At 46.8% G+C, this 26,414-nt stretch carries 20 protein-coding genes and 1 tRNA gene; 14 read left to right on the top strand and 7 right to left on the bottom strand.

Annotated elements, in window-relative coordinates; translation table 11 throughout:
• Positions 1-76 precede the first annotated feature (76 nt).
• The 3 genes from mfd to LBQ00_02950 form a co-directional block, all read right to left on the bottom strand.
• Complete coding sequence (mfd, locus tag LBQ00_02960; protein MDR2017826.1) at positions 77-3,244, bottom strand: transcription-repair coupling factor; 3,168 nt, start codon at positions 3,242-3,244, stop codon at positions 77-79.
• 278 nt (positions 3,245-3,522) lie between these two features.
• A complete protein-coding gene (locus LBQ00_02955; GenBank protein MDR2017825.1) occupies positions 3,523-4,134 on the bottom strand; it encodes a lytic transglycosylase domain-containing protein in 612 nt (203 codons plus the stop codon).
• Between the two features lie 702 nt (positions 4,135-4,836).
• On the bottom strand, positions 4,837-5,475 hold the full coding sequence (locus LBQ00_02950; protein ID MDR2017824.1) for a hypothetical protein: 639 nt from the start codon (positions 5,473-5,475) through the stop codon (positions 4,837-4,839).
• A 52-nt stretch (positions 5,476-5,527) separates the two neighbouring features.
• Here LBQ00_02950 and accD point away from each other — a divergent pair, with 52 nt between their 5' ends.
• The 8 genes from accD to LBQ00_02910 are packed head-to-tail and all read left to right on the top strand — an operon-like array spanning position 5,528 to position 13,536.
• Entirely contained in the window at positions 5,528-6,391 is an 864-nt protein-coding gene (accD, locus tag LBQ00_02945) for an acetyl-CoA carboxylase, carboxyltransferase subunit beta (protein MDR2017823.1), read from the top strand.
• Positions 6,388-7,653 carry a bifunctional folylpolyglutamate synthase/dihydrofolate synthase gene (locus LBQ00_02940; GenBank protein MDR2017822.1) on the top strand — a complete coding sequence of 422 codons (1,266 nt, stop codon included), beginning with the start codon at positions 6,388-6,390 and terminating at the stop codon, positions 7,651-7,653. Before accD ends, LBQ00_02940 begins: the two co-directional genes overlap by 4 nt.
• Positions 7,637-9,781 carry an LPS assembly protein LptD gene (lptD, locus tag LBQ00_02935; protein MDR2017821.1) on the top strand — a complete coding sequence of 715 codons (2,145 nt, stop codon included), beginning with the start codon at positions 7,637-7,639 and terminating at the stop codon, positions 9,779-9,781. Before LBQ00_02940 ends, lptD begins: the two co-directional genes overlap by 17 nt.
• Positions 9,778-10,509, top strand: a complete 732-nt coding sequence (locus tag LBQ00_02930) for an NTP transferase domain-containing protein (protein ID MDR2017820.1) — start codon at positions 9,778-9,780, stop codon at positions 10,507-10,509. The genes lptD and LBQ00_02930 overlap by 4 nt, the downstream gene beginning before the upstream one ends.
• Before the next feature lie 13 nt (positions 10,510-10,522).
• Positions 10,523-10,978 (top strand): dTDP-4-dehydrorhamnose 3,5-epimerase family protein, encoded by a 456-nt coding sequence (locus LBQ00_02925; GenBank protein ID MDR2017819.1) that lies wholly within the window; start codon positions 10,523-10,525, stop codon positions 10,976-10,978.
• Positions 10,971-11,984, top strand: a complete 1,014-nt coding sequence (gene rfbB / locus LBQ00_02920) for a dTDP-glucose 4,6-dehydratase (protein MDR2017818.1) — start codon at positions 10,971-10,973, stop codon at positions 11,982-11,984. The genes LBQ00_02925 and rfbB overlap by 8 nt, the downstream gene beginning before the upstream one ends.
• Before the next feature lie 2 nt (positions 11,985-11,986).
• Positions 11,987-12,826, top strand: a complete 840-nt coding sequence (rfbD, locus tag LBQ00_02915; protein ID MDR2017817.1) for a dTDP-4-dehydrorhamnose reductase — start codon at positions 11,987-11,989, stop codon at positions 12,824-12,826.
• A complete protein-coding gene (locus tag LBQ00_02910) occupies positions 12,823-13,536 on the top strand; it encodes a UDP-2,3-diacylglucosamine diphosphatase (protein MDR2017816.1) in 714 nt (237 codons plus the stop codon). The genes rfbD and LBQ00_02910 overlap by 4 nt, the downstream gene beginning before the upstream one ends.
• A 239-nt stretch (positions 13,537-13,775) precedes the next feature.
• Here LBQ00_02910 and LBQ00_02905 read toward each other — a convergent pair whose 3' ends face one another.
• Positions 13,776-14,753, bottom strand: a complete 978-nt coding sequence (locus tag LBQ00_02905) for a flippase-like domain-containing protein (GenBank protein MDR2017815.1) — start codon at positions 14,751-14,753, stop codon at positions 13,776-13,778.
• 232 nt (positions 14,754-14,985) lie between these two features.
• On the opposite strand from LBQ00_02905, the gene LBQ00_02900 reads away from it, so the two are divergent.
• The 6 genes from LBQ00_02900 to LBQ00_02875 all read left to right on the top strand — a co-directional run bounded on the left by LBQ00_02900 (position 14,986) and on the right by LBQ00_02875 (position 21,344).
• Positions 14,986-15,972 (top strand): ketoacyl-ACP synthase III, encoded by a 987-nt coding sequence (locus LBQ00_02900; protein MDR2017814.1) that lies wholly within the window; start codon positions 14,986-14,988, stop codon positions 15,970-15,972.
• A gap of 47 nt (positions 15,973-16,019) precedes the next feature.
• Positions 16,020-16,109, top strand: a tRNA-Ser gene (locus tag LBQ00_02895).
• A 346-nt stretch (positions 16,110-16,455) separates the two neighbouring features.
• Entirely contained in the window at positions 16,456-16,620 is a 165-nt protein-coding gene (locus LBQ00_02890; GenBank protein ID MDR2017813.1) for a hypothetical protein, read from the top strand.
• A 977-nt stretch (positions 16,621-17,597) separates the two neighbouring features.
• Positions 17,598-18,542, top strand: a complete 945-nt coding sequence (locus tag LBQ00_02885) for a ketoacyl-ACP synthase III (protein MDR2017812.1) — start codon at positions 17,598-17,600, stop codon at positions 18,540-18,542.
• Between the two features lie 18 nt (positions 18,543-18,560).
• Positions 18,561-19,385: an ATP-binding cassette domain-containing protein gene (locus LBQ00_02880; GenBank protein MDR2017811.1), complete on the top strand. Its 825-nt coding sequence runs from the start codon at positions 18,561-18,563 to the stop codon at positions 19,383-19,385.
• A gap of 189 nt (positions 19,386-19,574) precedes the next feature.
• Positions 19,575-21,344, top strand: coding sequence for a phosphoenolpyruvate carboxykinase (GTP) (locus tag LBQ00_02875; GenBank protein ID MDR2017810.1), 1,770 nt, complete (start codon positions 19,575-19,577; stop codon positions 21,342-21,344).
• 73 nt (positions 21,345-21,417) lie between these two features.
• Here the strand turns inward: LBQ00_02875 and carB are convergent, their stop codons facing one another.
• Genes carB through LBQ00_02860 form a run of 3 tightly spaced genes read right to left on the bottom strand, consistent with a single transcriptional unit; the run spans position 21,418 to position 26,412 of the window.
• Positions 21,418-24,654, bottom strand: coding sequence for a carbamoyl-phosphate synthase large subunit (carB, locus tag LBQ00_02870; GenBank protein ID MDR2017809.1), 3,237 nt, complete (start codon positions 24,652-24,654; stop codon positions 21,418-21,420).
• On the bottom strand, positions 24,647-25,744 hold the full coding sequence (gene carA / locus LBQ00_02865) for a glutamine-hydrolyzing carbamoyl-phosphate synthase small subunit (GenBank protein MDR2017808.1): 1,098 nt from the start codon (positions 25,742-25,744) through the stop codon (positions 24,647-24,649). Before carA ends, carB begins: the two co-directional genes overlap by 8 nt.
• On the bottom strand, positions 25,741-26,412 hold the full coding sequence (locus tag LBQ00_02860; GenBank protein ID MDR2017807.1) for a hypothetical protein: 672 nt from the start codon (positions 26,410-26,412) through the stop codon (positions 25,741-25,743). Before LBQ00_02860 ends, carA begins: the two co-directional genes overlap by 4 nt.
• Positions 26,413-26,414: the final 2 nt, after the last annotated feature.

Raw genomic sequence — 26,414 nt, 5'->3', positions numbered from 1 at the left:
TTTGTCATGACGAGGGAAATCGAAAAGTGCATTTGTCCTTGCAGCTCATTTTTATTCAAATTTCCCATTTATTATATCATATTGTAACAATACGCATCAATATGTTTCTGGTGAACACAATTGCGTCACGGCCCTTCTTTTCCGTTTCGATTATAATCCTTCCGTCAGGAAGAAGCTTGATCTTCTCTTTTCCCTCTCTCACGAGATGAAGCAGATTTTCCATGTTGATGGGTGTGCGTTCCGTGACGTGAAGCATGAACTGTTTTGAGGAATGTTCTATCTTCTTGATTTTCAAATGGAATAGGAGAGCCTTGAGAGAAATGATTTCCAGAAGATTTTCGAGTGGTCCCGGAACTTCACCATATCGGTCTTTTAACTCGTTTTCCATCTCTATGAGCTCAGACCCGCTTCGCACTTTGGAGAGTCTTTTGTATATGAGGAGTTTTTGGGCAGGGTCTTCAATATACGTGTCGGGGATGAATGCATCGACGGGGATGTTGATTTCCGGTACGATTTCCTCTTCGCGCCGGACCCCGGTCCCCTCATGTTTGAGGTTGGTGATGGCGTCCTCAAGCATGAGACAATAGAGCTCAAAGCCTATAAGATTTATATTGCCCGACTGTTCCTTTCCCAGAAGGTTGCCCGCCCCCCTTATCTCAAGGTCGTAATTTGCCACATGGAAGCCTGAGCCGAGCTCCGATAACTCCTCAATGATTTTGAGTCTGAGAAGCGAATCCTTTTTCAGGGTTTCATCTTTTGGGACCAGTAGGTACGCATATGCCTGCTTTGTGCTCCTTCCGACCCTGCCTCTCAATTGGTATAATTCGGCAAGGCCCATCTTGTGGGCGTTATTGATGAATATGGTATTCACGTTAGAAATGTCGAGGCCGGACTCAATGATATTGGTCGAGAGGAGGATATCATATTTCCGATCGATGAAGTCGAACATGATCTTTTCAAGGGTCTTGCCGTCCATCCTGCCGTGAGCCACGACAATTCTCGCATCAGGGACGAGTTTCGACAAGTGGTTGTGCACGACCCCTATATTATGAATGAAATTGTGGACGAAGAACACTTGTCCCCCTCGCTCCAACTCCTTCATCACAGCCTTGTGGATCAGGTTGTCCTTGAACTTGACCACAGAAGTCTTCACCGCTAACCTGTCGAGGGGCGGGGTATTGATAACACTCAGATCTCTTATGCCGGATGTTGCCATGTAGAGAGTCCTCGGAATTGGTGTTGCGCTCAGAGTAAGGACATCCACGTTCTTTCTTGCCTGTTTCAACAATTCCTTATGTTTCACGCCGAACCTGTGTTCTTCGTCGATTATCAGGAGACCAAGATCCCGGAAGGCGAGGTCTTTCTGGAGCAGCCGATGTGTGCCTATTATAATATCTACTGAACCCTTCTTTACTCTCTCCACGATGTGTTTTTGCTCTTCTCTGGACCTGAATCTGCTTAACATTTCGATGTTTATCGGGTAATCGACGAATCTTCCCTGAAAAGTTTTGAAATGTTGCTGGGCGAGGATCGTGGTAGGAACGAGAAGGGCTACCTGCCGGTTTTCGATGACGACTTTAAAAGATGCCCTGATGGCCACCTCCGTTTTTCCAAATCCTACATCTCCACATATGACACGGTCCATCGGCTTTGCGCTCTTCAGATCATTGAGAACAGCCTCGATGGCTTCGGACTGCCCTTCCGTCTCTTCAAACTCAAACCGGGACTCCATTTCTCTGAAAAGCTCATCCTCAGGTGGATACGCATAGCCTTCAGCCATTTCCCTCTCTGCATAAATTTCGAGAAGTTCTTTGGCGATGTCTTCTACCTGTTTTCTGACTTTCCTTTTCGTCGTTTTCCAGGATTGTGATCCGAGTCTATCGATCTTCGGTTTGGCCTTCTCGCCGCCAATAAATTTCTGCACCAGATGAAGGTCATCAATGGGAACGTACAGCTTATCGCTATCCTGATACTCTATTTGAAGAAAATCCTTGGTATACCCCGCGACTTTTAACTCAGTAAGTCCCTTGTAAACTCCAATGCCGTGCTCTACATGGACCACCCATTCACCTGTTTGGAGGTCCTTGAAAGAAGTAATAAACTCATCGATACCGTTGCTTTTCCGCTTTTTGACCACCCTTTTCTTCGGGCCTACGATATCTTCTTCGGTGAGGAGAACGATATCTGATGTCCTGAATCCTCTCCTTAGAGGCCCTATTACTATGCCACTCTCCCTTTCTCGTGTCGAAAAAGAGATGGCATTCAATATAGGTAGAGAAATGCCATAGTTCTTGAAAATATCCCTGAGCCGCTCCCCCTGGCGCATGCTGCTGGCAAAAATATAGACGTACCGGTATTTATGCCACTCTCTTGTCATCTTTTCCGAAAGGATCCTGAACATTTCACTCTTTTTTGTTTCAAGGAGCAGTCTGAGGTCTTCATTCGAAACCGCCTCAATCAATGTGTCGGACTCATCGCCTTCAATGCCGGACACATTAATATTGAGACCTGACAGACATCGCTGTCGCAACTGCTCTTTATGATTCACATTTTCTACGACCAGGAGGAGGTTTTGGAGCCCCTTATGGACAAAGACCATATTGTCGTCAAAGTAATCGGAAAGAGCAGCTTCTTCTCCGCCGTTGGTCTTCACCGGCACGAGGTTGCATTTTTCCAGCTCCCCGTGAGATCTTTGTGTAAGGGGATCAAAGGAGCGCAAAGAAAGGATCTCATCTCCCAGGAACTCTATACGCACAGGCTTTCCATAAGAAGGAGGAAATGCGTCTACGATGCTGCCCCTTTTTGCGTATTCCCCTTCCTCGCGCACGAGAGTCGTAAGTTCGTATCCCATTTTGTCGAGGTGCTGAATGAGGTCTTCCCGAAAGACTGTATCGCCGAAGCTGATCTGTCTCTTTTGGTCCTCAAATGCCTGAACGGGACTCAAAGGATGGTTTATGGCGCTATAGGGAAACAGTCCGAAAAAAGCATCATCCGAGGCCAGGTGCGAGAGGAAACCTGTCCTCTTCATTTCATCCTCTTTTTCGAATACTTTATTCGAATACGGAGGGAAAAGATGGACATCTCTTCCTGTGAAAAACTCCAGTTCCTCTTTCAGTAACAGCGCTTCACCATCTGTCTCATAAAAGAGCACCGTCTTGCGGTCGATGCGGGAGAGAAAGAAAGAGACGAACGAACCGATTTTCCCTTTTAGGTAAATGAACCCATTCTTGCCAGGATTATACATAGAAGAACCTTATATCGTCATCCATCTGGCCGGAACGTATCCGGTCCTGTCGGTACCTCGTCCGTAAGAAGCGTCACCGTGGTCTGTCGGTCTGTCCTCTGTTCCCGGAGAGACTTCTAAGAGAAGAGAAGATCGGTATCCGCGGTGGCAGGTAAATACTGATACCTCATTTTCCCTATGAGATGGCGAATAAAATGTGACAAAGCCGTCCGAAAGTATTACCGACCCCGAATCCAGGAAGTTGGAGTGTCTCTATTATACCAATTTATGAAAATATTTTAAAGGAGGTTGGGTTCGGGGAGGGAGGCTTTATTATTTTTGTATTCCTTAAGAACGAGATTGAGAAATTTCTTGTCAGGCTTATGCTGTTCCGAGAGAATTTCCTTTAGTCTGGTGGGTCCCACATGATACGCATGAAGGGCGAGATTCAGACTTTCAAAGTCATCAAGCAGACTAGAAAGATGATGGATGCCTATCTTTATATTCTTCGTAGGCTCGTCAAGGGTCTTCACTCCATGCCATTGAATTCCCGCGTCTTTTGCAATAAATTTGGCCACCGAAGGCATCAGTTGAAGGAGTCCCCTTGCCCCACGGTTGGATACCGCGTCATGCTGGAAATTGCTCTCTACCTTCATGACTGCCAGTACGAGCCTGTAGTCTATACGCTTCTGTCTTGATTCCTCGTAAATAATCTCTGCGCTACTCCAGAGTGCTTCGTCTTCGAAGCTCACACTTTCGTTTTCCATGTGTTGGATTATTTTTTGGACAATCTGTTCTTTTGTGGCCTCATGGGGAGTCGAAATCTTGACTTGATGGAAATGTCCATAAGTAAAACATAAGAGCACGGTAAGGGGAATGGACGCGGCTGCTGCTTTTCTGAGAGCATTCATATTGCACTTAACATAAACAGATCCATATATCTTGTCAACCTCATATTTTGAAAATAAGTACCATATTGAATTGTAACATAATGAAATAATGGATAGTTATTTTATGATACATAAGGTCATTGATGGGTTTAGATCTTTCATGAAAATGATGGTGTCCTAGATTCAAAACAATGATCGGACTTCTTGAGATAGGGCGGGAAATTGGTGGGTGTTCTTTTAAGCTCTTTATGGCAGTCATAAAGAGCTTAAAAGAACACCTCCATACATTTCTCCTGACGTACAATCTGGTAAGTCGTTTGAAAAGCTTATAAGCAAAATCTCCTTATGATTTTATCAGAAATATATGGACGCTTGAACCTGAAAGATTTACAGGTGATCCAAACCATTTTAATGTGGGGGTGAACACCAGCTATGTCTCTATCGTGATGACATGTACGTTCGCGCCGTGTAGTCGGGACGGCAGGCTATTAAGGCAATTTGATGAGTTCAGTACTTTTATAAGAAGCGTCTTGAAGTAACTTTCAAGGAGACAATAGTGGCGCGCGGGCTGGATCGGTGGGCCTGATCTGGAACGTGTAGCGTCTGAAGGCCAAAGAAATCGGGTCCGCAAAAATTGTTATGAGCGATTGCCGCGTGCAGGAAGACAAAGACAAGTCCGTCACGAATCTTTATCTTATTATGAGGATTGAATAGATGGGAACTTTAGTCTCCGGTTCCGGACTGGTCTTCAAGACCCACTTGTTCCCTTATGAGCTGCGCTATTTCTTCCTCTTTCCCCCAGTAAAAATGGTCAGTGGGTATGATTTTAAGGTATTTGTCAATCAGCGCCAGGTTTTGGTAAAAATCAAGGAGAGCCTCTTTGGGGCCTAGTTCATCTCGGGTGCCGCCGACAAGATAGATTTTGCCCGAAAAGGCCTTCAATTCTTCCGTCCCATAAAAAGCAAAAGGATATGCCACAAGAAAGAGGCGGTCTATATTACCAAGCCGGGCTGCAGCGCGACTGCAGATCCAAGCCCCGAAGGAATAACCGGCAAGTGTCACGTGTGCGTCGGATGATAAATGGCTCTTTAGGAAGCTGAGAGCAGCAGTCAGATCATCTATCTCACCGTCTCCGCCGCCGTAAACTCCAGCGCTCTCTCCCACTCCCCGGAAATTGAACCTCAGGGCGGTGAAATTCTTTGACGAGAATCCTTCTTCAATGGCATCCACCACATTATTGAACATGCTTCCTCCGTAGAGCGGATTGGGATGGCATATCACTACACCTGCGCCGCGGCTTCCTGTTCTCAAAATACCTTCAAGGTTGTAATGAGCTGGTATAGTGACCCTTTTTATTGACATGACATACTTATTTTGGTAGCTTTCTAACAAAAAATCAACTGGAAATTGAACAATGGGATTATTCAGAAAGAAAGAAAGTGAGACTAAGCCTCACAAAGAAATAGATATTGAAAAAGAGATAAAAAAAGCGGTTCGCGAGGAATCGCTTTGGATTAAATGCAGCTCGTGCCAAGAACTCCTGTACAAGAAAGAGGTGGAACGTAATCAGAGCGTCTGTCTGAAGTGTTCGTATCATTTTCCTATTACGGTTGAAACCAGAGTATCCCTTACCTTTGATAAAGGGTCTTTTGCGGAGCTATTCAAAAAAATAGAGCCTGTAGATTTTCTCCGGTTTAAGGATACAAAGCCTTACAAGAACAGGCTCCAAGAGACCCAAGAGGCGACGAAGAAAAAGGATTCGTTATACTGCGGCAAAGGAAAGATAGGAGGGATAGAGGTTTTGGTTGCTATATTCGATTTTACCTTTATGGGCGGCAGCCTTGGGTCCGTGGCTGGTGAGAAAATTACGAGAATCATGGAGGAGGGGGCGGACAAGAAAATACCCACGATCCTTTTTTGTTCTTCGGGGGGGGCGAGAATGCAGGAAGGCATTATGTCCCTTATGCAGATGTCTAAAGTGTCAGGTGCAATTTACAGGCTGAAATCTGCTGGTGTTCCGTATATTTCAGTGCTCACGGACCCGACTCTCGGAGGGGTGACCGCGAGTATGGGTATGCTTGGAGATATCATCATTGCCGAGCCGAAGGCGATGATAGGTTTTGCTGGCCCAAGAGTGATCAAGGATACCATAAAAGAGGAGTTGCCCAAAGGCTTTCAGAGAGCTGAATACCTCCTAGAACATGGCATGATTGATATGATAGTACCGAGAAAAGAGCTGAAACAGAAGCTTTACACGTTGTTATCGCTGGTTACATGAAGGGCTATGAAGAGACCCTTAGGTATCTTGCCGGCCTTGAGAAGTTCGGGGCGGTATTTGGGCTTGAAAATATAGAGTGGATTCTTAATCTTCTCAATAATCCACACCGACGCATAAAAACTGTCCATGTGGCTGGAACGAACGGCAAGGGTTCAGTAGCGTCCATGCTTTCCCGTATGCTGTTAGAGGGAGGGTATAAGGTGGGGAAATATACGTCCCCCCATCTTGTCTCGTTTACAGAAAGAATTTCGGTTAACGAAGTAGAGATCAGGGAAGAAGAAGTAGCAGACATTGCAAACTGGTTAAGAAATAAGGTCAGAGAAACCGACGAGGAGAAGTTCTTTACTTATTTCGACTTTACGACTGCCCTTGCTTTTGAATTTTTTTTTGAAAGACAGACAGATATTTGTGTTATTGAGACGGGTCTCGGAGGTAGGCTTGATTCCACTAATGCGGTGTTGCCTCTGGTGAGCATTATCACAAACGTTGACTACGATCATATGGACTGCCTTGGCAATGAAATTTTCGATATAGCCCGGGAAAAGGCGGGTATCATAAAGAGTGGCGTACCAGTGGTCACGGGAGCCTACGGCCTTGTGCTGCGAGTGATAGAAGAGGAGGCCCGCAACAAGGGAAGTGCAGTATTTGCGCTTGGCAAGGATTTCCGTTGCAGCAAAGAGTCCGACCAGTGCATGACCTATGAGAGCCTAAACAAAAGATTCAAAAATATTTTTGTAAATCTCAAAGGCGATCATCAGCTTCGAAACGGGGCGCTGGCTCTCGCAGCAACCGAATGTCTGACGCTATCAGGTTTTTGTCTGAACGAAAAAGACGTGAGGGCCGGGCTTTCCAATGTTGAGTGGCCAGGGCGATTGGAGGTCGTGAAGTCGAGGCCGACCGTATTATTTGATGGGGCGCACAATGTTCATGGCGCACGCGCTTTGAAGGATTATTTACGGAGCCATTACTCGGGGAAGAAGAAAATTCTTGTTTTCGGCGTCATGAGAGATAAGGCATATGAGGAGATATTGAACGAGATACTACCTTTGTTTGATATTGTGATCCTTACTAGACCTCATGTAGAAAGGGCTCTTTCCCCGTTTTGTCTCCAGGATTATGTAAAAGGTGCCCGCATTATTGAAAGCGTGAAAGACGCACTTGCCGAGGCGCAAAGTGCAGCTGGTGACGAGGATCTCATCGTTGTTACCGGATCAATGTATACCATAGGAGAGGCGAGGTCAATTATTGGCGGTTCAATTTAAAAGAATCACCCTCTTAATTCTGTTCATAGGTATCATGGTGATCCCTTTGACCGTCTATGGGCAATTTGGCGCCCTCAATAAAAAATATTCCTCACCTGCCAAGCCCGATAGTGCTCAGGCAAGGGCAACAGGGTCTGTCGACATTTTGGCTGACTCTCTTCAGTACGACAAGGAGGTGGATACCTATGTAGCCAAGGGTGACGTGGAGATAAAAGAAGGAATAAGGAAATTGACTGCCGATTACGTGCGCTACAACAAGGCTACTGAAGATGTATACGCAGAGGGCAACGTGGTGTTCAGGGAAGGGGAGGACGTGATTTATTCGGATAAAATGTATTTAAACCTCGCCACTAAGACCGGCATGATAGAAAAAGGAAAGATACTTATAAAACAGGGCAATTTCAGTATTGTGGGCAGTGAAATAGAGAAATTAGGGGAGAATGAATACGAGATCAAGAGAGGCCAGTTTACCGCATGCAATATAGAAGGACCTTCGGCGCCTGCGTGGAAGTTTACTGCCGACAACACCAAGGTGACGGTGGAGGGCTTTGCAAGGACAAAAGGCATGAAATTCTATATCCTGGACGTGCCAGTTTTTTATATACCCGGCGGTTTTTTTCCGGTGAAGGCTGAGAGACAATCTGGGTTTCTCCTTCCAGAAATCGTAACATCAAGCAGGGATGGCTTTAAATTTAAGGAATCGTATTACTGGGCCATCTCTAAAGATAAAGATGCGACGTTTTACGCTCAATTCATTCAAAACAGAGGAGTTCTGTTGGGTTCTGAATTCAGATATTTTATCCGGCAAGATTTGAAGGGCGAGTGGGATTACAAGATCATATCCGACCGTGACTACGGCAATACAAGATGGGAATTGACTGGAAGGCATGAACAACTGATAGGGAAAGATCTTACTTTTAAGGCTAACGTTGACTTCGTGTCGGATAAAGATGTTGTCCTTGACTTCGGCATCACACCGGCAAAAAGGGCGGAGCACCTTTTGAAATCAACTGCGTACGTAGAAAAGCCTTTCACTGCGTCACTTCTCACTGTAGAAGCGGCATATTTCAGAAACCTGACCGTGAAAGATAACGACGCAACGTTTAAATACCTGCCTCGCGCGACCTTTTTTACCGAATATATTCCCATCATGAAAAACAAGTTCTATACCAACTTCTACTTTGATTTGAACAATTTTTATCGGGAACAGGGGACCACGTTTACAAGGCTTGCCTTTGAACCGAGGGTTAGACTGCCATATTCATGGAACGGGGTAAACTTCCTTTTCAATGCAACCTTTTATGAAACGGCTTACTTGATAGACCATGCCGCCAATGAAAGCGGGAGTTCGACCTCGGAGCGTCATGCCATGAAGGTGGAGGGAGACGCGAACATACAACTGATAAGGAATTATAATCTTGATTTTCTTAACCTCGGTCAGATGCAGAGCTTGATAAAGCCGCGACTCAAGTATACGTTCATTCCTAACGGTTCATCAAGTAATATTTCTTCGGCTGATCCCTACGACAGGATCACTCAACAGAATACGATCACCTATTCTTTCAATCACTACCTCTATGCTTTGACTTCAGGAACTTCGAAGGAGATTTCCGTCTTTGAGGTATCGCAGACTTACGGATTTTCGGGGAATCTAGACCCATCCTTGGATTACAAAGGCTCCGGAGGAAGGTTTTCAGACATCAATTCAAAGTTAACACTGCATCCATGGAAAGATTTTGGATATGTGAACCAGACAACTTGGAGCACCGGAGGACAGGGTCTTGTTTCGATGATAAATAGCCTGTATTACAGTGTCCCCAAACAATATTTCATGAATATTTATCATACATACAGCACAGCGCTCAACAACAACGAGGCTGTATTCGATATGGGGGCAACCTACAAGTCGTTTGACCTCCGTTATCATATACGGTATTCTTTCACGGATCAGACGTGGATCAATACCCTTTACCAGATCGTCTATCATCCCGGATGCTGGGCCTTAAATCTGTCCCTAATTCAATCAGTGAGGCCCCGGGATACGACCGTCAGATTGTCTGTCGATCTCGCGGGAATTACGAGGACCTCAGGGCCGGGAGGGATGATAACAGGAGGCATAATTCCATGAAAGGTATAATATTGGCGGGAGGCCTTGGTTCAAGGCTGAGCCCCCTCACAAAGATCACGAACAAGCATCTGCTGCCTATTTATGACAGGCCCATGATATTTTACCCTATTGAGACTCTCATCAGGGCTGGTATTACGGATATCATGATCGTCACCGGAGGCAATCATGCCGGCGATTTCCTCAGACTCATGGGAAACGGCAGAGAGTTCGGCTTGAAACATATAAACTACACATACCAGGAAGGTGAAGGCGGCATTGCGGATGCTCTGGCTCTTGCCGAGTACTTTGCCGATGGCGAGCCGATCTGCGTAGTTCTCGGCGATAATATCATAGAGCGGAATATCATAAAAGCCGTAGAAGACTTCAAAGCTCAGGGGAAAGGGGCCAAGATACTCCTCAAGGAAGTGCCTGATCCCGAAAGGTTCGGTGTCGCTGAAATTATAGATGACAAGCTTGTAAATATTGTGGAAAAGCCGAAGGAGCCAAAGAGCAATCTGGCGGTAATCGGCATCTATATGTACGACGGCCGAGTGTTCGATATCGTGAAAACTTTGAAACCATCCGAGAGAGGGGAATTCGAGATTACTGATGTGAACAACGCGTACGTGAAGGAGGAGACCATGACTTGGGAGATGCTTCAGGGATGGTGGACGGATGCAGGCACTTTCGAGTCGCTACTTAGGGCCAATATTCTCGTGTCGCAGACCGGCGCAAACAATAGAGATTAAGAGAGAGGCGGGCATGATTGATGGTGTAATTACGAGACAATTAAGACTTATCCCCGATGAAAGGGGAAGACTTATGGAAATATTGAGAAATGACGATAATTTTTTTGTCCACTTTGGCCAGGTCTATCTCACGACTACATATCCTGGAGTCGTGAAAGCATGGCACTACCATAAAAAACAGGACGATTTTATCACGTGCGTAAAAGGGATGCTGAAACTAGCCCTCTTTGATGACCGGGAAGAGTCTTCAACCAGAGGTGAGGTTAATGATTTCTTTATCGGAGATCATAATCCCATGATTGTGAAAGTACCTCGGATGGTGTATCACGGCTGGAAATGTGTGAGCGTCGAGGAGGCTCTCGTGATCAATGTTCCCACCGAGCCCTATAATAGAGAGAATCCCGACGAGTATAGGCTTGACCCTCATGTGAACGGCGTACCCTATAAATGGGAGAGGAAAGATGGATAACATGCGTATACTTGTTACTGGAGGCTGTGGCTTTATAGGGAGCAATTTCATAAGGCATATGTTATCCAAGTATCAGTATTATATCGTTAATTTTGACAATCTTACCTATGCTGGTAACCTTGAAAACCTTAAGGATATTGAGGATGATCCTCGCTATACCTTTATACGGGGAGATATTGCGGGGAAAGAAGACACAGCCTTGGTTTTCAACAATGGAGTGGATATAGTAGTGAATTTTGCGGCAGAATCCCATGTGGATAGAAGTATCATGGAACCTGATGCCTTCGTGAGGACGAATATCTCCGGCACCTTTATGCTCCTTGAGCAGGCAAGGCAAAAAGGTGTGAAACGTTTTATCCAGATATCCACCGATGAAGTGTACGGTTCTCTCGGGAAAGAGGGAAAATTTTGCGAGGATACTCCACTTGCCCCAAACAGTCCTTACTCGGCGTCCAAGACATCGGCGGACCTGCTCGCCATGGCATACCACAAAACATATGGCACCCCCACGGTCATAACGAGATGTTCCAATAATTACGGGCCTTACCAGTTCCCAGAGAAATTGATTCCCCTTATCATTAGTAATGCCCTGCATGACAAGGAGTTGCCGGTCTATGGAGACGGCATGAACGTAAGGGACTGGATATATGTGACGGACCATTGCGAGGCTATCGATTTGGTACTCCATAAGGGGGAGCCGGGCAATATCTATAACGTGGGCGGAGAAAACGAAAGAACCAACATCGAAATTGTCCAGCTTATTCTCAACATCCTTGGGAAGCCTGAAAGCTTGATACGTTACGTGAAGGACAGGCCGGGCCATGACAGAAGGTATGCCATTGATTCCACGAAAATCAAGAACTTCCTTAATTTCGAAACAAAAATGGAATTTCAAAAAGGGATGGAAGAGACAGTGGCCTGGTATATGGACCACAGATCCTGGTGGGAGAGGATCATAAGCGGTGAGTACCTTGAGTACTATGACCGGATGTACAAGAATAGATAGGCATGAAACTTCTGATTACCGGCAGTCTCGGCCTTGTAGGCACAAATATTATTCCCCTTCTGGCCCATGATTTTGACGTCGTGCCGCTTGATATCATGGAGTGGGATATCACGGACGCTGAGATGGGCGGTCGGGTCATCCGGCATCACAGGCCAGACGTTGTCGTCAACCTTGCAGCAATGACGGATGTCGATGGATGTGAGGATTTACCGGACAAGGCTCAGGAGCTGAATAGCGACGGACCGGCGATAGTCGCTCAACTGTGTAAAGCCAATAAGATCCGTTTTGTCCATTTCAGCACGGATTATGTGTTTGACGGCGAGAAAGGGACTCCATACACGGAGAAAGATCAGCCAAATCCTTTGTCCGTGTATGGAAAGACCAAACTCACGGGCGAGCAGAACATTTTCCGCATACTTCCCTCGTCCGTGGTTTTGAGGGCTGAATGGATTTACGGCTGTGGTGGGAACAATTTTATCACCAAGGTGATGAAGATAGCCAATGAAACAGGCGCTGCCCGGGTTGTGAATGACCAATGGGGTACGCCTACCTATGCAAAGGACATAGCCGCTCCGCTCGCACGTCTCATACAAAAAGGGGAATCCGGCATTTATCACGTGGCCAACAGGGGCTCCTGTTCTTGGTATGAATTTGCCAAGGAGATATTTTCACGCCTTCGCATGGATGTCTCTCTTACTCCGGTCACGTCTTCCAACCTTGACAGAAAAGCGACAAGACCGAAGTATTCGGTCTTTAACTGTTTAAAGATTGAAGGCGACACAGGTATGGCCATGAGGAGTTGGCAGGAGGCTCTTGGGGAATATCTTACTTGCCAGCGATGAAAATAATTTTTTTTTCCGATACCCACCTCGACAAAACAGATGAGAAAAAACAGAAGATCGTGAAAAACTTCCTCAGGGAAGCGTGTAGCGACGCTGACATGGTATTTGTTCTTGGCGATCTCTTCGAATTTTATCATGGACACGGTGATTACATATACCCGTGGTTCAAAGGTGTTGCCGATGCTCTGAAGAAATTGACGGACAGTGGCGTTACTGTTTACTTCCTTGAAGGTAACCACGAGTTTGGCGTGGGTAGATTCTTTGAAGTTTATACCGGCGTAGTATGCAGAGAAAGTATGAACATTGACATTGATGGCAAGAGGGTATTCGTGTCCCATGGGGACGAACTGGCCGGGGGGTTTGTGAGGACTGTGCTAAAATCCCGTCTGACAGGCCGTATGATGGATATCCTCGGTCCTCGCTTGACATGGATAATTGCCATGGGGGCGAGAATCTTCCTTTCGAAAAAAAAGAAGGAATACAAGCAAAAGGTGCGCGACAGGTTTCGGGCGTATGCCCTAAAGATACTTGATGAAGGATTTGATGCGGTCATACTGGCGCACTCGCACATGCCAGACCGATTTGAATATACCTCAGGAGGAAGAAAGGTCGTCTACCTGAATGCAGGGGACTTTATCAAACATGCAACCTACATTTCATACGAGAGAACGTCAGGTTTCGAAATCAAGAAGATAATCGGTAGCGAATAATCTTAAAAGCAGTTGTTGACCATTCGTCATTAGTCGTTAGCGATACCTCTCTAGCTATAGTGAGAACAGGAATACTTGAACAAAATCCCCCCTCGCTCTGCCTGGAAGCTAGACCGAGATAGAATATGTGCTGGCACCTCCCAATTTGGCCTCAGCAAAATCCGTGAAGTGAATATTTGAAGGCAGTGAATAGTAATCAGCGAAGCATAGACGAATAGCTCTAAAAAAGCGGCTGATATCTATTGTTTTTTGTCCTTAAGGCTTTTTATCTCCTTGAACCCCATTTTTTCTTTGACCAGCAGTATGGCTCCAATAATATTGTACGGTATGTACCATGTTGCGTGAAAAAGGATGGAAACGGAAAGCGCTTCGGTCTTCGGCACGGCGAAAATCATAAGAAGGTTTGTAAGAAGAAACTGATAGACCCCGATGTAGCCGGGGACCGTGGGGACAGTGAGGCCCATGTTGAGGAGGGCGCAGACAAAAGGTATATATCTGAAATTGACCGATACTCCGAGCGCCAGGGTGACAAAATAAAGGGCGGTACTCATGGATAGCCAAGTGAAGAGTGATAAGGTGATGAAAATCAGGAGGTTCAAGGGCGAATTGATGCGCTTGAGGTTTTCTTGGATCTCAAGTATCCTGTGAGCGATATTCGAAAAGAATGGTTTTTTTATGCGGTGAAATATTTGCGCGACCCTGTCTGCATATTTTTGTTGGCTCATTATAAGCATGATTGTGATGCAGAATATGAGGAGTAGGACGAGCAACAATATTGCCTTAGAGACATCCTGGGGCAGGGACCGTTCAGGAAAAAAGAGAAAGGTAATTGCTAGAAGACCGACAAGATCGAAAAACCTGTCTGCAAGTACCGTGGAGAGGCTGTAAGTAAGCGACAGGCCAGTCCTCTTTGACAGGACGTATCCTCTCGCTACTTCACCGATCCTGGCGGGAAGCACATTATTTACGAAGAGTCCTATGAGAAGAGCGGTCGAAGTATCTCGAAACTTCACCTTTCCGCCGCACACTTTCGACCACCTTAAAGCGCAACCAGCGATCGCAAAGGCCACAAATAAAAGCGGGATAAAGATAATCCCATAATGAGCCGTACGGAAAGTCTTTAGTATTTCTCCGAAGCTGACACCTTTCAGTGAAAAATAGAGGAGCATGGCGCTTATGATGAACCCAAAAACGGTGACGATCCATTGTTTCTTCATGTTTTAATTGCCAGTAGAGTACATGCGCGCCATATGGGCCATTTTAGGTTCTTCAATCTGTGCATCCAGTCTGCCATCAGGGAACAGTTTTAGAGACATATGGCCGACATGTCAAGTGATATTTTCGATATATTAGCCCTTGACAATTTCCCGACTTTTTTGGTCTACTAAGGTCACTGGCTATTGCCCTGTTAAATGTTCTATGTCTAAAAGGTTTAAGAAGGAGCTTTTAATGAAAAGGGTTGGAATTGTAGGAACAGGCTCGTATCTTCCTGAGAAGGTTCTGAGCAATTTTGATATTGAAAAATTTCTGGATACTTCTGATGAATGGATTTATACAAGAACAGGTATAAAAGCCCGAAGAATCGCGGACCCTGAGGTTGCTACCTCAGACCTATGTAAGGAGGCGGGCTTGCGGGCTATAGAGATGGCGGGCATCAAGGCAGATGATATTGACCTCATTGTGCTTGGAACAATAACCCCGGACACTCACTGTCCCTCCGGATCAAACTGGCTGGAAGCGAAATTAGGGTGTACCAGAGCCATCTCTTTTGATGTGACTGCGGCATGTTCTGGTTTCATATTTGCACTACACGTGGCGGACAGGATGATAAAGTCGGGATCAAACAAGACTGCCCTTGTCGTGGCAGGAGAAATAATGACGAGAGTGGTGAACTGGAAGGAGAGGGAGAGTTGTATCCTTTGGGGAGACGGTGCAGGAGCAGCGGTCATTACCGAGACGGATGGCGGGGCGCAAGTGCTTTCGACCCATGTCCATACGGACGGGGCAAACGGAGATACCCTGCTGATGCCTGGTGGTGGCTCTAAGACGACCCCTATATCGCACGAGAGCGTCGACAAAGGGCTTCACTTCCTGAAACTGATCGAAGGCAGCAAATCCTTCAAGGTGGCGGTTACCAGGTTTGCCGAGGCATGCGAGGAAGCAGTCGAGTTTAACGGGCACACGATTGATGATGTGGATGTCATCATCCCCCATCAAGCCAATTTAAGGATAATTCAAGGTATGGCCAAAAAGTTGAAAGTGTCTATGGATAAAGTTTACATGAGCATTGAGAAATATGGAAATATATCATCGGCTACCGTGCCGATTGCTCTTGACGAAGCGGTAAGAGACGGTACAATAACCAAGGACAAATTGGTTTTGCTGACTGCGTTTGGAGGTGGCCTCACATGGGGCAGCAGCCTCATAAGATGGTAGTAAAATCGGGAGTTGCAAACTGAGTAGTATTCATTACGGTCTTCACCGGAGGGATGGCTGAGCGGCCGAAAGCGGCGGTCTTGAAAACCGTTGGGCGTGCAAGCGCCCCGTGGGTTCGAATCCTACTCCCTCCGCCACGAAAGCCTGCAACCGCAAGAGGTTGCAGGCTTTCTCCATTATTAAGCGTGACGTCCATTTTTTCGTTTTACCCTATTTTGAAGCTTATGACGACCTAAAGCGTGACACCAGGCAAAAGTTGCGCATGCAGTATTCTCTTTGTATTTGTATATACTGACGATTTTTTGACCCTCAAATTACAATAAAGAGATGTAAAAAAATGTACCGCGATATAAAGAACCCTTAAGGTTTCTTTATGGAAGCCATATATTTTTCTGAAAGCATTACGGTCAGCGATGTACCTTCTCTCCTGATCTAGCGGCCATTCTTATTCCAGCGTCAGGATTGTCGGACATTCTTGAAATCATGAGGAAAAAAGGAATCCTGGGGGCTACTATTGAGGCGGGCTGGTTTTCGGGGTTAGGGGAGGATCGAAAAGCTGGACAGAAAATTCTTGGTGTGTCCTTACGGTTGGGCATAAAAATCATAAGGCCGGATTGCGTGGACACCATCAATGCCAAAGGAGGTTAATGTATCTGTCTAATATACCGACTAAACCCATTGTTCTATTTGAAGCCAACGGAAGTCTTGGGAATCGGGAAGTTGCCAGATTTCACACTTCCGTGCTTTCGGGAGACCGCTAGATAGATAGCGGCAAGTTAGACCGGTGTTCACAGGGCTTTGAATCTTAAGAAGGATGAGTGAGGCCTTGAAAGCCTTCTTTTTCTCATCGCCGAAAGAGAGGTCGCTGTCGCCCATTTGGAAGATATGCAGTCTTATTTGCGGAAGCAGGGAAGGGTGATGTTTGATATAGGTGACGGGACTTTTCGTGGAAAGGGGATTTGGAATCATGAAGGCCGATTCGTATCTTTTTCAGAGGATAGTTTGCCTGGTATGGAAAGTGATTATAGCGGAGCGTGGTTAACCCAGGATTCGGCCCATGTGTTTTATGTGGAATAGGCGGAATATTTCCAGAAATGTACGCTGACTCTGTCCTTCACATGTCCCCTCCGCGAGGAAGAGGCAGCACAGATGATTGAAGAGCTTAAATCGATATTCTGCTGGGATTCAAAGGGAAGATTCTACGACATTTAATCTTTTGCCCAGACTCTCGCAAATATCTCAAAACTCATGATGAAACATCTCGGAGATCACGGACTAGGTATAGACCTCGTAATCCTCCAGGATGAAGATAAGGAGGCGCCACGATTCGAGTCCTTTGACGACCGACATCTTGCCTGTTGAGGTGTGTTTCGGTCAGTCCTGACCGTTAACCACCGCGGGCTTTGCGCTTCCACAGTTGACACGGACTTGCATTGTTGATATAGTTACCTCTCATATGAATGGTTTATCGTGAAGAGAGCGAATGAGTTCGCCCGGATCACTTCCTGTAGCGGTTCTCTTGGCTTATTTGAATGCTGTTCCGCAATCATTGGAAAGAGAGATTTTGGACTGTGCACCCGATTGTTATTATTAAAAAATGAAGGGGGTTTGTTTATATAACAGCCATGTATATCAATGCCGCTTCTCATTATCTGCCCGGAACATTCGTCCCCAACGAATATTATACGCAGTTACTCGGGCTTACCGACGATTGGATCTTTAAACGGTCGGGGATCAGGAAGAGGACTAAAGTCCAGCCGGAAGAGAATACCAACACTATGTCGATTGAAGCGGTGAAATCAGCCATTGGGAGGCTTCCCTATCCATTGAAAGATATTGATCTCGTTGTGGGGGCGACTTACACCCCTTATGACACCGTCGGAACCCTTGCGCACGCCGTACAAAGCTATTTTGGAATCGGCGGTGCAAGAGTTGTCTCCATTTCATCTGCGTGTTCGTCGTTTCTGAACGGCATAGAAATAGTGGAAGGTTATTTCGCGGCAAACAAGGCTCGCAGGGCGGTCGTCATTGCTTCAGAGCACAACAGCGCATACAATGATGATCAAGATGAGCAGTCAGGTCACCTATGGGGTGATGGGGCAGGCGCTGTCTTCATCTCGAAAGAAAAGATTACAGGCGATGAGATAGAGATTCTTGATGTGAATACTACTGGTCTCGGTGATATCGGGAAAAGTCTGGATGCCGTGTATCTTAGGCCTAATGAGAGCGGATTGAGGATGCCCTGCGGACGAGACATTTTTGTTTACGCGACCAGATACATGGTTTCCGAAGTGGAAAGGATTTTGGCGCGTAACGGCTTTAGTCTTGACGATATTATACACCTAATACCGCACCAGGCCAATTTGAGGATTATCAACCATGTTGGGGCGACCTTGGGACTCCGGGACGAGCAATTGATTATGAATATCGAGAATACTGGCAACACAGGCTGCGCAAGTACTGCCATTGCGATTTCCCAGAACTGGGAAAGATTTCGGAGTGATGAACTGATCGTCGTGACCGTTTTTGGTGGTGGATATTCAAGCGGTGCAATGCTTTTAAAGAGATAAGACGCAGTACTCTGTGAAATGCGTGTAAACGGAGACATCCTGAAATTGTCCCATGTACGCAATATAGTGGAGATTAAGAATGCCACCGTCTATCGGGGGGAGACTATGGTATTCGAGAGACTCTCCCTGAAGATAACCGCGGGGCAAAATACCGCTATACTGGGACCGAACGGCGCCGGAAAGTCCACACTCCTAAAACTTCTGACTAGAGAGATATATCCTTTGCAAGAAGGGGAGGGTTATGTCAGAGTGTTTGGTCATGGCCTCTGGAATGTGTGGGACATCAGAAACCATTTGGGTGTAGTGTCTCAAGACCTTCAGGCGGAGTATTTGGGGGATGTGCGGGGGATTGACGTTCTTCTCTCCGGATTATACTCCAGCATCGGAATATGGACCCATCAGAAATTTACCGTGCGGGACTTGGAGCGTGCCGGACGTATGCTGGAAATTCTTGGGGTATCGAATTGCGAGAAGAAACAGTTTCGAGAGATGTCAACGGGGGAGCAGCGGAGACTTCTTCTAGGTCGGGCGCTGATCAACGGGCCTGAAGCACTCGTTTTGGATGAACCTACGAGTGGACTTGACATAAGGGCCTGTTTTCAATACCTGACCATCATCGGAGACCTTATTGCATCAGGGAAAACCGTAGTTCTCGTCACCCACCATGTGCACGAGATACCACCTGGAATTGAAAGAGTTGTCCTTCTTAAAGACGGAAAAGTTGCAGCTGACGGAGGCAAGGCCCATGTTATGACGAGTGAGAACTTGACTGATCTTTTTGACATTCCAGTAGAAGTGGTTCATATAAACGGATTTTATCAAGCCATGCCGGGTCTGCGGTAAATCTGATTGGATTATTATCAACGTCCCCTATCATAACGGGTGGACGAAGCAGGGTGTACATAACTGCAATCTTTTTGTCGCCAAACAGGCTATAAAATTCGATCCCTTCCACCTCTTTTTTGTTGAATCGTCTGGAATGATAATGCTACATATTAGCAAGGTAATTTTATATCTTTAAGGAGGATTTTTATGTCTACGTTTGTCGAACAATGGGTCGAAGAACAGGCGAAGCTTACCAAACCGGACAAAATATACTGGGTTCATGGAACGGAACAGGAAATGCGCGACCTTATCAGGATCGGGATTGAGAAGGAGATGACGGGGTCGAACCGGACGTTCAGGGAATTGAACCATGAAGTTTTTGCTAACTCTTACTTCCACAGAAGCCATCCTAACGATGTGGCCAGGACGGAACAGCTCACCTTCGTATGCACGCCTGACAGGGAAGATGCGGGTCCTAATAACAACTGGATGGAACCCAGGGAGGCGAAAGAGACCGTTTCTCGAATCTTTGATGGATGCATGAAAGGCCGTACCCTTTACGTGATCCCCTACATGATGGGCCATCCTAACTCTCCCTACGCCAAACCGTGTATACAAATCACCGATTCTATATATGTAGTGGTCAGCATGTACATCATGACCCGTGTGGGTGAGGCTACTCTGGAACGGATCGGAGGCTCCGACAAATTCGTGAAGGGTCTCCACTCCATCGCCGACCTCAATCCCGAAAGACGCTACATCATGCATTTCCCTCAGGAAGATCTCGTGATGAGTGTAGGCTCCGGCTACGGCGGGAATGCCCTGCTCGGTAAGAAATGTTTTTCATTGAGGATCGCATCATATCAAGGCCGCCAAGAAGGATGGCTCGCAGAGCATATGATTATCATGGGCGTGGAAGATAAAAAGACCGGGGAGATCATGTATGTTCTTGGCTCCTTTCCTTCGGCATGCGGCAAGACGAATCTTGCAATGATTGACCCGATCCTTGAGGGTTACAATGTAACGACGCTCGGCGACGACATTGCTTGGATCAACGTCGGGCCGGATGGGAGGTTATACGCCATCAATCCCGAAGCAGGTTTTTTTGGAGTTGCGCCTGGTACCTCAGATAAAACGAATCCTCAGATGATGAAAACCCTGAAGGCGGGCAAAGTTTTCCCCACTCTTTTCACAAACACAGGGTTGGACACGGATACAAATTCTCCATGGTGGGAAAGTCTCTCCGACATAGCTCCTGCACATCTCCTTGACTGGCAGGGAAATTCATGGAGGCCGGAATCCGGCAAAGTCGTTGCCCACCCCAACTCCAGGTTTACCGTGGCAGCGCGTAATTGTCCTACGCTTTCCCCCGAATTTGACAATCCGAATGGTGTTCCCATCTCGGCCATCCTTTTCGGAGGGAGAAGGTCCGATACTATCCCTCTTGTGTGCGAAAGCTTTGACTGGAATCACGGGGTCTTCAAGGCCTCTTCTCTCGGTTCCGAGACCACGACCGCCGCAGCGGGCGCAGTTGGTGTGGTGAGGCGTGATCCCATGGCGATGCTGCCATTCTGTGGCTATAACATGGCCGACTATTTCAAACATTGGATGAGCGTTGGGAGCAAACTTACGAGCCCTCCCAAGATATTCTTCGTCAACTGGTTCAAGAAGGACGTTCAGGGCAAGTTCATTTGGCCCGGCTTCCGTGATAATTTTCGCATCATTAAATGGATGATGGATAGGGTAAAAGGCACGGTTCCGGCGATGGAGACCCCTGTAGGCCTTCTGCCTTACCATGCTGACCTCAATCTGTCGGGCCTTGATCTTTCTCGCGATACACTTGAGAAGCTTTTTGAAATCAAAAGTGATGACTGGAAAAAAGAGGTGGAGGGGATCGTCGAGTTTTATAGCCGGTTTGGCGACAGGATACCCAAGGAACTGGAAGACCATCTTGAAAAGGTGAAAAAAAGTTTTTAGAAGGAATCTTTAGAAAAAATGGGGAGCCCAAGGGCTCCCCATTTTTTAGCCTGTTTAGCCTGTTTATCGTGCGTCAGATGTAATAATCCTGCAAGGCCTTGACCCGTAGTTTCTCCTTCCTCATACTTTCTATAGCGTTTACTACCGCCTGGGCCCCAGAAAGGGTGGTGGTATACGGAATATTGTACTGTATGGCTCCCGACCTTATAAGCACCTCATCCTGTTTCGGGTTTCGCCCGCTGGGTGTGTTTATTATGAAGCTGATTTCGCCGTTTTTTATCATATCCACAATGTGAGGTCTTCCTTCAGATACTTTGTGGACGAACTTCACTTCAATGCCGTTGTTGGCGAGCACTTTGCCTGTGCCTCGGGTTGCATAGATCTTGAAACCGAGGTCGGATAGTTTTTTTGTGATGAAGATGACATTTCTCTTGTCTTTGTTCTTTATACTCACAAAGACATTACCCTTGGACGGAAGACCTTGTCCTGCTCCGAGCTGGGCCTTCCAGAAAGCGGCTCCGAAATTATCGTCAATACCCATCACTTCGCCGGTGGATTTCATTTCCGGGCCGAGTATGGTATCCACCCCTGCGAATTTATTGAACGGAAAGACGGACTCTTTTACTGCTATATGTTTGATTTCGATCTCCTTTTCGATGCCGAGGTCTTTAAGCTTTAATCCTACCATCATTTTGGCTGCCACCTTGGCCCATTGTATTCCTGTGGCCTTGCTTACGAACGGAATCGTCCTGCTTGCCCTAGGGTTTACCTCAAGTACATAGATTATGTCGTTCTTGACCGCATACTGGATGTTCATGAGACCGATTACGTTCAGCTCTTTGGCGAGTTTATACGTATAGGTCTTTATCTTCTCAATTGCGGTATCATCAAGGGAGTACGGTGGAAAGGCGCAGGCGCTGTCGCCGGAATGGATACCAGCCTCTTCAATATGTTCCATGATGCCCGCAACCACGCATTTTTCGCCGTCGGCCACCGCATCTACATCAATCTCAATGGCATCCTCAAGGAACTTGTCTATCAGGATGGGCCGTTCGGGGGATGCTTCCGCCGCTTTCACCATAAAGGATTTCAGGTCTTCTTCACCATAGACGATCTCCATGGCTCTGCCTCCGAGAACGTAGGACGGACGGACAACAACCGGATAACCGATAACATTAGCCACATCCCTTGCTTCCTCAAAGGAGACGGCTATGCCGTTTTCGGGCTGTGTCAAATCCAGCTTCTTGAGCAGTGTCTTAAACTTGTCCCGATCCTCGGCAATATCTATGCTTTCTGGTGTGGTACCGATAATGTGGACTCCAGCCTTTTTCAAAGGTACTGCCAAGTTGAGTGGGGTCTGGCCTCCAAATTGAACGATTACACCTGCTGGTTTTTCCCTTTCCACGATGTCGAGGACATTTTCCAAGGCTAGGGGCTCGAAATAGAGTTTGTCGGATGTGTCATAGTCTGTGCTGACCGTCTCCGGGTTACTGTTGACCATTATGGTCTCATAGCCGAGGTCTTTTAGGGCGAATGCAGCATGGACGCAACAATAATCAAACTCAATCCCTTGTCCGATCCTGTTCGGTCCGCCGCCCAATATCATGATTTTCTGTTTATCCGAATTTCTTGACTCATCCTCCGTCTCATAGGTGGAGTAGTAATAAGGTGTATATGCCTCGAACTCCGCCGCGCATGTATCCACGAGCTTGAAAACGCTCCGTATGTTTTTACTGATACGCCAAGCCCTTATTTCTTCTTCTGAGTGGCCAACTATGTCGCCCAACTGTCTGTCTGAGAAACCATATTTTTTGGCTTTGAGCATGACCTCCTCAGGGAGACTGTGCTTCGATTCAGAGGATAGGGGGCGGTCCTTCCGATATAGCTCAAGCTCTCTTTCGAACTCGATAATATCCTCGATATTTTTAAGAAACCATCTGTCAATGCCCGATATGGCATAGATCTCATCAATATCGAAACCGGCCCGTAGGGCGTGACGTATGTAGAAAACCCTGTCCTTGTTGGGTCTGATTAGTTTTTGCTTGATCCATTCGTGGTCGTTGATCCCGGCAAGACGTTCGTCGTTGAGGCCGAAGACCCCTGTCTCCAGAGACCTGAGACCTTTTTGCAGGGCTTCCTTAAATGTTCTGCCAATGGACATGACTTCCCCCACCGATTTCATGGAAACAGTCAGCGTCTCATCGGCTCCCTTAAATTTCTCGAAGGTGAATCTTGGTATCTTCACCACGCAGTAATCGATTGCAGGCTCAAAAGACGCAGGCGTCTTTTTCGTGATGTCGTTCGGTATCTCATCCAGGGTATAGCCTATCGCCAGCTTTGCCGCTATTTTCGCGATAGGGAACCCGGTAGCCTTAGACGCCAGAGCGGAACTCCGCGATACCCTCGGGTTCATCTCAATAACCACCATCCTTCCCGTGTCTTGGTTGACGGCGAACTGTATGTTAGAACCGCCTGTCTCCACACCTATCTCCCTGATGATGCGGATTGAAGCGTTCCTCATGTTCTGGTATTCTTTGTCGTTCATCGTTTGTGCAGGCGCCACAGCAATACTGTCACCCGTATGGATGCCCATGGGATCAAAGTTCTCAATGGAACAGATAATTATCACGTTATCTATCTTGTCTCTAATTACTTCAAACTCATACTCCTTCCACCCGAGGACAGATTCTTCTATGAGGATCTCGTTTATCATGCTATGCTCAAGACCTCGCTGGGCTAGGGATTCAAACTCCTCTATGTTATAGCAGACGGAGGCCCCGGTACCTCCGAGTGTATAACTCGGTCTTATGATCAGCGGGAACCCTATTTCTTTTGCCACTTTCTTGGCATCCTTCATGTTATGGGCCAGACCACTCTTCGGGACTTCAAGGTTGATCCTTTCCATGGCGGCTTTGAATTCTTCCCGGTCCTCGGCTTTTTTTATAGCAGCGTAATTTGCTCCTATAAGCTCTACGTTATAGCGCCCGAGAACTCCCCTCTCAGAGAGAATTGTGGCGAGGTTGAGGCCGGTCTGGCCGCCGATCGTAGGAAGGAGTGTGTCCGGTCTTTCTATCCGGATTATCTCTTCAAGGATCTCGGGGATAAGAGGCTCGACGTATACCCTGTCGGCCATGTCCGGGTCCGTCATAATCGTCGCGGGATTGCTGTTCACTAGGATTACACGGTAACCTTCTTCCCGCAGGGCTTTACATGCCTGGCTTCCTGAATAATCGAATTCGCACGCCTGTCCTATTATAATTGGACCGGATCCTATAATCAGGACACTCTTAATGTCTGTTCTCTTAGGCATACTTCTCCTTTTTGAATGATTCCATCATATCTCTAAATTTTCTGAACAAACCATACGGATCATGAGGTCCAAGAGATGCCTCCGGATAAAACTGAACAGAGAAATTGGGGTAGACCTCATGCTCCATGCCTTCCACGGTATTGTCGTTCAAGTTGACGTGGGTGACTCTCACCGATGCCGACGTTATTGAGTTGATATCCACGGCAAATCCATGATTTTCCGATGTAATATGGACGCGTCCCGTACGGAGATTCTTTACAGGCTGGTTTGCTCCCCTGTGGCCGAATTTCAATTTATATGTATTGCCTCCGTATGCGAGTCCTAGGAGTTGCTGCCCGAGACATATGCCGAATATGGGTACTTTTCCAAGGAACTTCTTTATTTCTTCAATCGCATAGGTAACGGCTTCAGGATCGCCGGGGCCGTTGGAGAGCAACACTCCGTCAGGCCTCATGGCTAAGACATCTTCTGCTTTTATTTTGGCGGGAACCACTGTGACATGGCAACCCTCTTTTTTGAGCATTTTCAGAATATTGTCTTTTACACCGAAGTCCATGACAACACATCTCAAATCACCGTCGTCATTGCCGAACACATAAGGGGCATTGCACGTGACTTCTCTTACCAGGTCCTTTCCCACGATCCCCTTGGAATTCCGCGCCTTTTCCACAAGGCTCAAAGGGTCAAGATCGACGGTAGAGATTATCCCCTTCATGACACCCCGGACCCTTAAGTGTCTGGCGAGGGCTCTTGTATCCACTTCCTCAATGGCAACTATATTGTGCTTTTTGAAGTAATTTAAGAGGTTATCTTCGGCCCTGTAGTTGCTAGTGATTTTACTGAATTCCCTGACAATAAAACCTTCAACTTTAGGACTATCTGACTCGACGTCTTCGGCATTTACTCCATAGTTCCCGATCAAAGGGTAGGTCATGGCCACAATCTGTCCTTTATACGATGGATCGGTCATGATTTCCTGATACCCGGTCATGCTCGTGTTGAAGACGATCTCTCCTTCTTTTTCGCCCGGGGCCCCGTAACTTTTTCCCTCGAATATGGTTCCGTCTTCCAGTGCAATCAGTGCCTTCATCTTGCCCCCTTGCAGGCCTCTACGCATATTCCGCAGATGTGATGTCCCACATTTCTTTTGTTTTTGAGCTGCGTGATCATATTGCAACACTCCATATGGTTGAAATCGGATACGTCCTCTTTTATTGCGGAGGCGGGGCAGACGGCGATGCATTTCTTGCATTCTCCGCAGGCCGTATCCAGAGGCTTTCCCGCGTCGAGAGGCATATCGGTGAGCACCGTATTGTACCTCACGTGAGCGCCAAGAGAAGGGTGGATGAGCAGGTTGTTTCTTCCGATCCATCCTATACCGGCCAGCTCGGCTATATGCCTGTGAGATATATGAGCTTTTTGGTTCCGCCAGTCCACAACCTGTGAGGCCGCGAAGGGCAGACTTCGGTATCCTTTTCTCTCGATTTCTCTTGAGACGTAGTAGGCAATCGTATCGAGTCGGCTGTTTAATTGCCGGTAATGGTGAAGGTAAAGAGGGTTCGGGCCGTCTAGGACTGTGGAGAGTACCTCTCTGGATAAGACCAATCCAAAACAAATAGCACGGCGATAGTGCAAACACACATCCTTGTCAACGCCCGTCATTTCTTTATCGTAGGCGGTGAAATCGGCTATCCCCCACACATCCACGTCAAAGTTCGAGATATATGATACGATTGCCTTTTTGTCTTCCTCAATCATCT

The organism is Syntrophobacterales bacterium, from assembly GCA_031274925.1.
GTDB lineage: Bacteria > Desulfobacterota > Syntrophorhabdia > Syntrophorhabdales > Syntrophorhabdaceae > PNOM01.
This window is presented reverse-complemented; position numbering and strand designations above follow the sequence as displayed.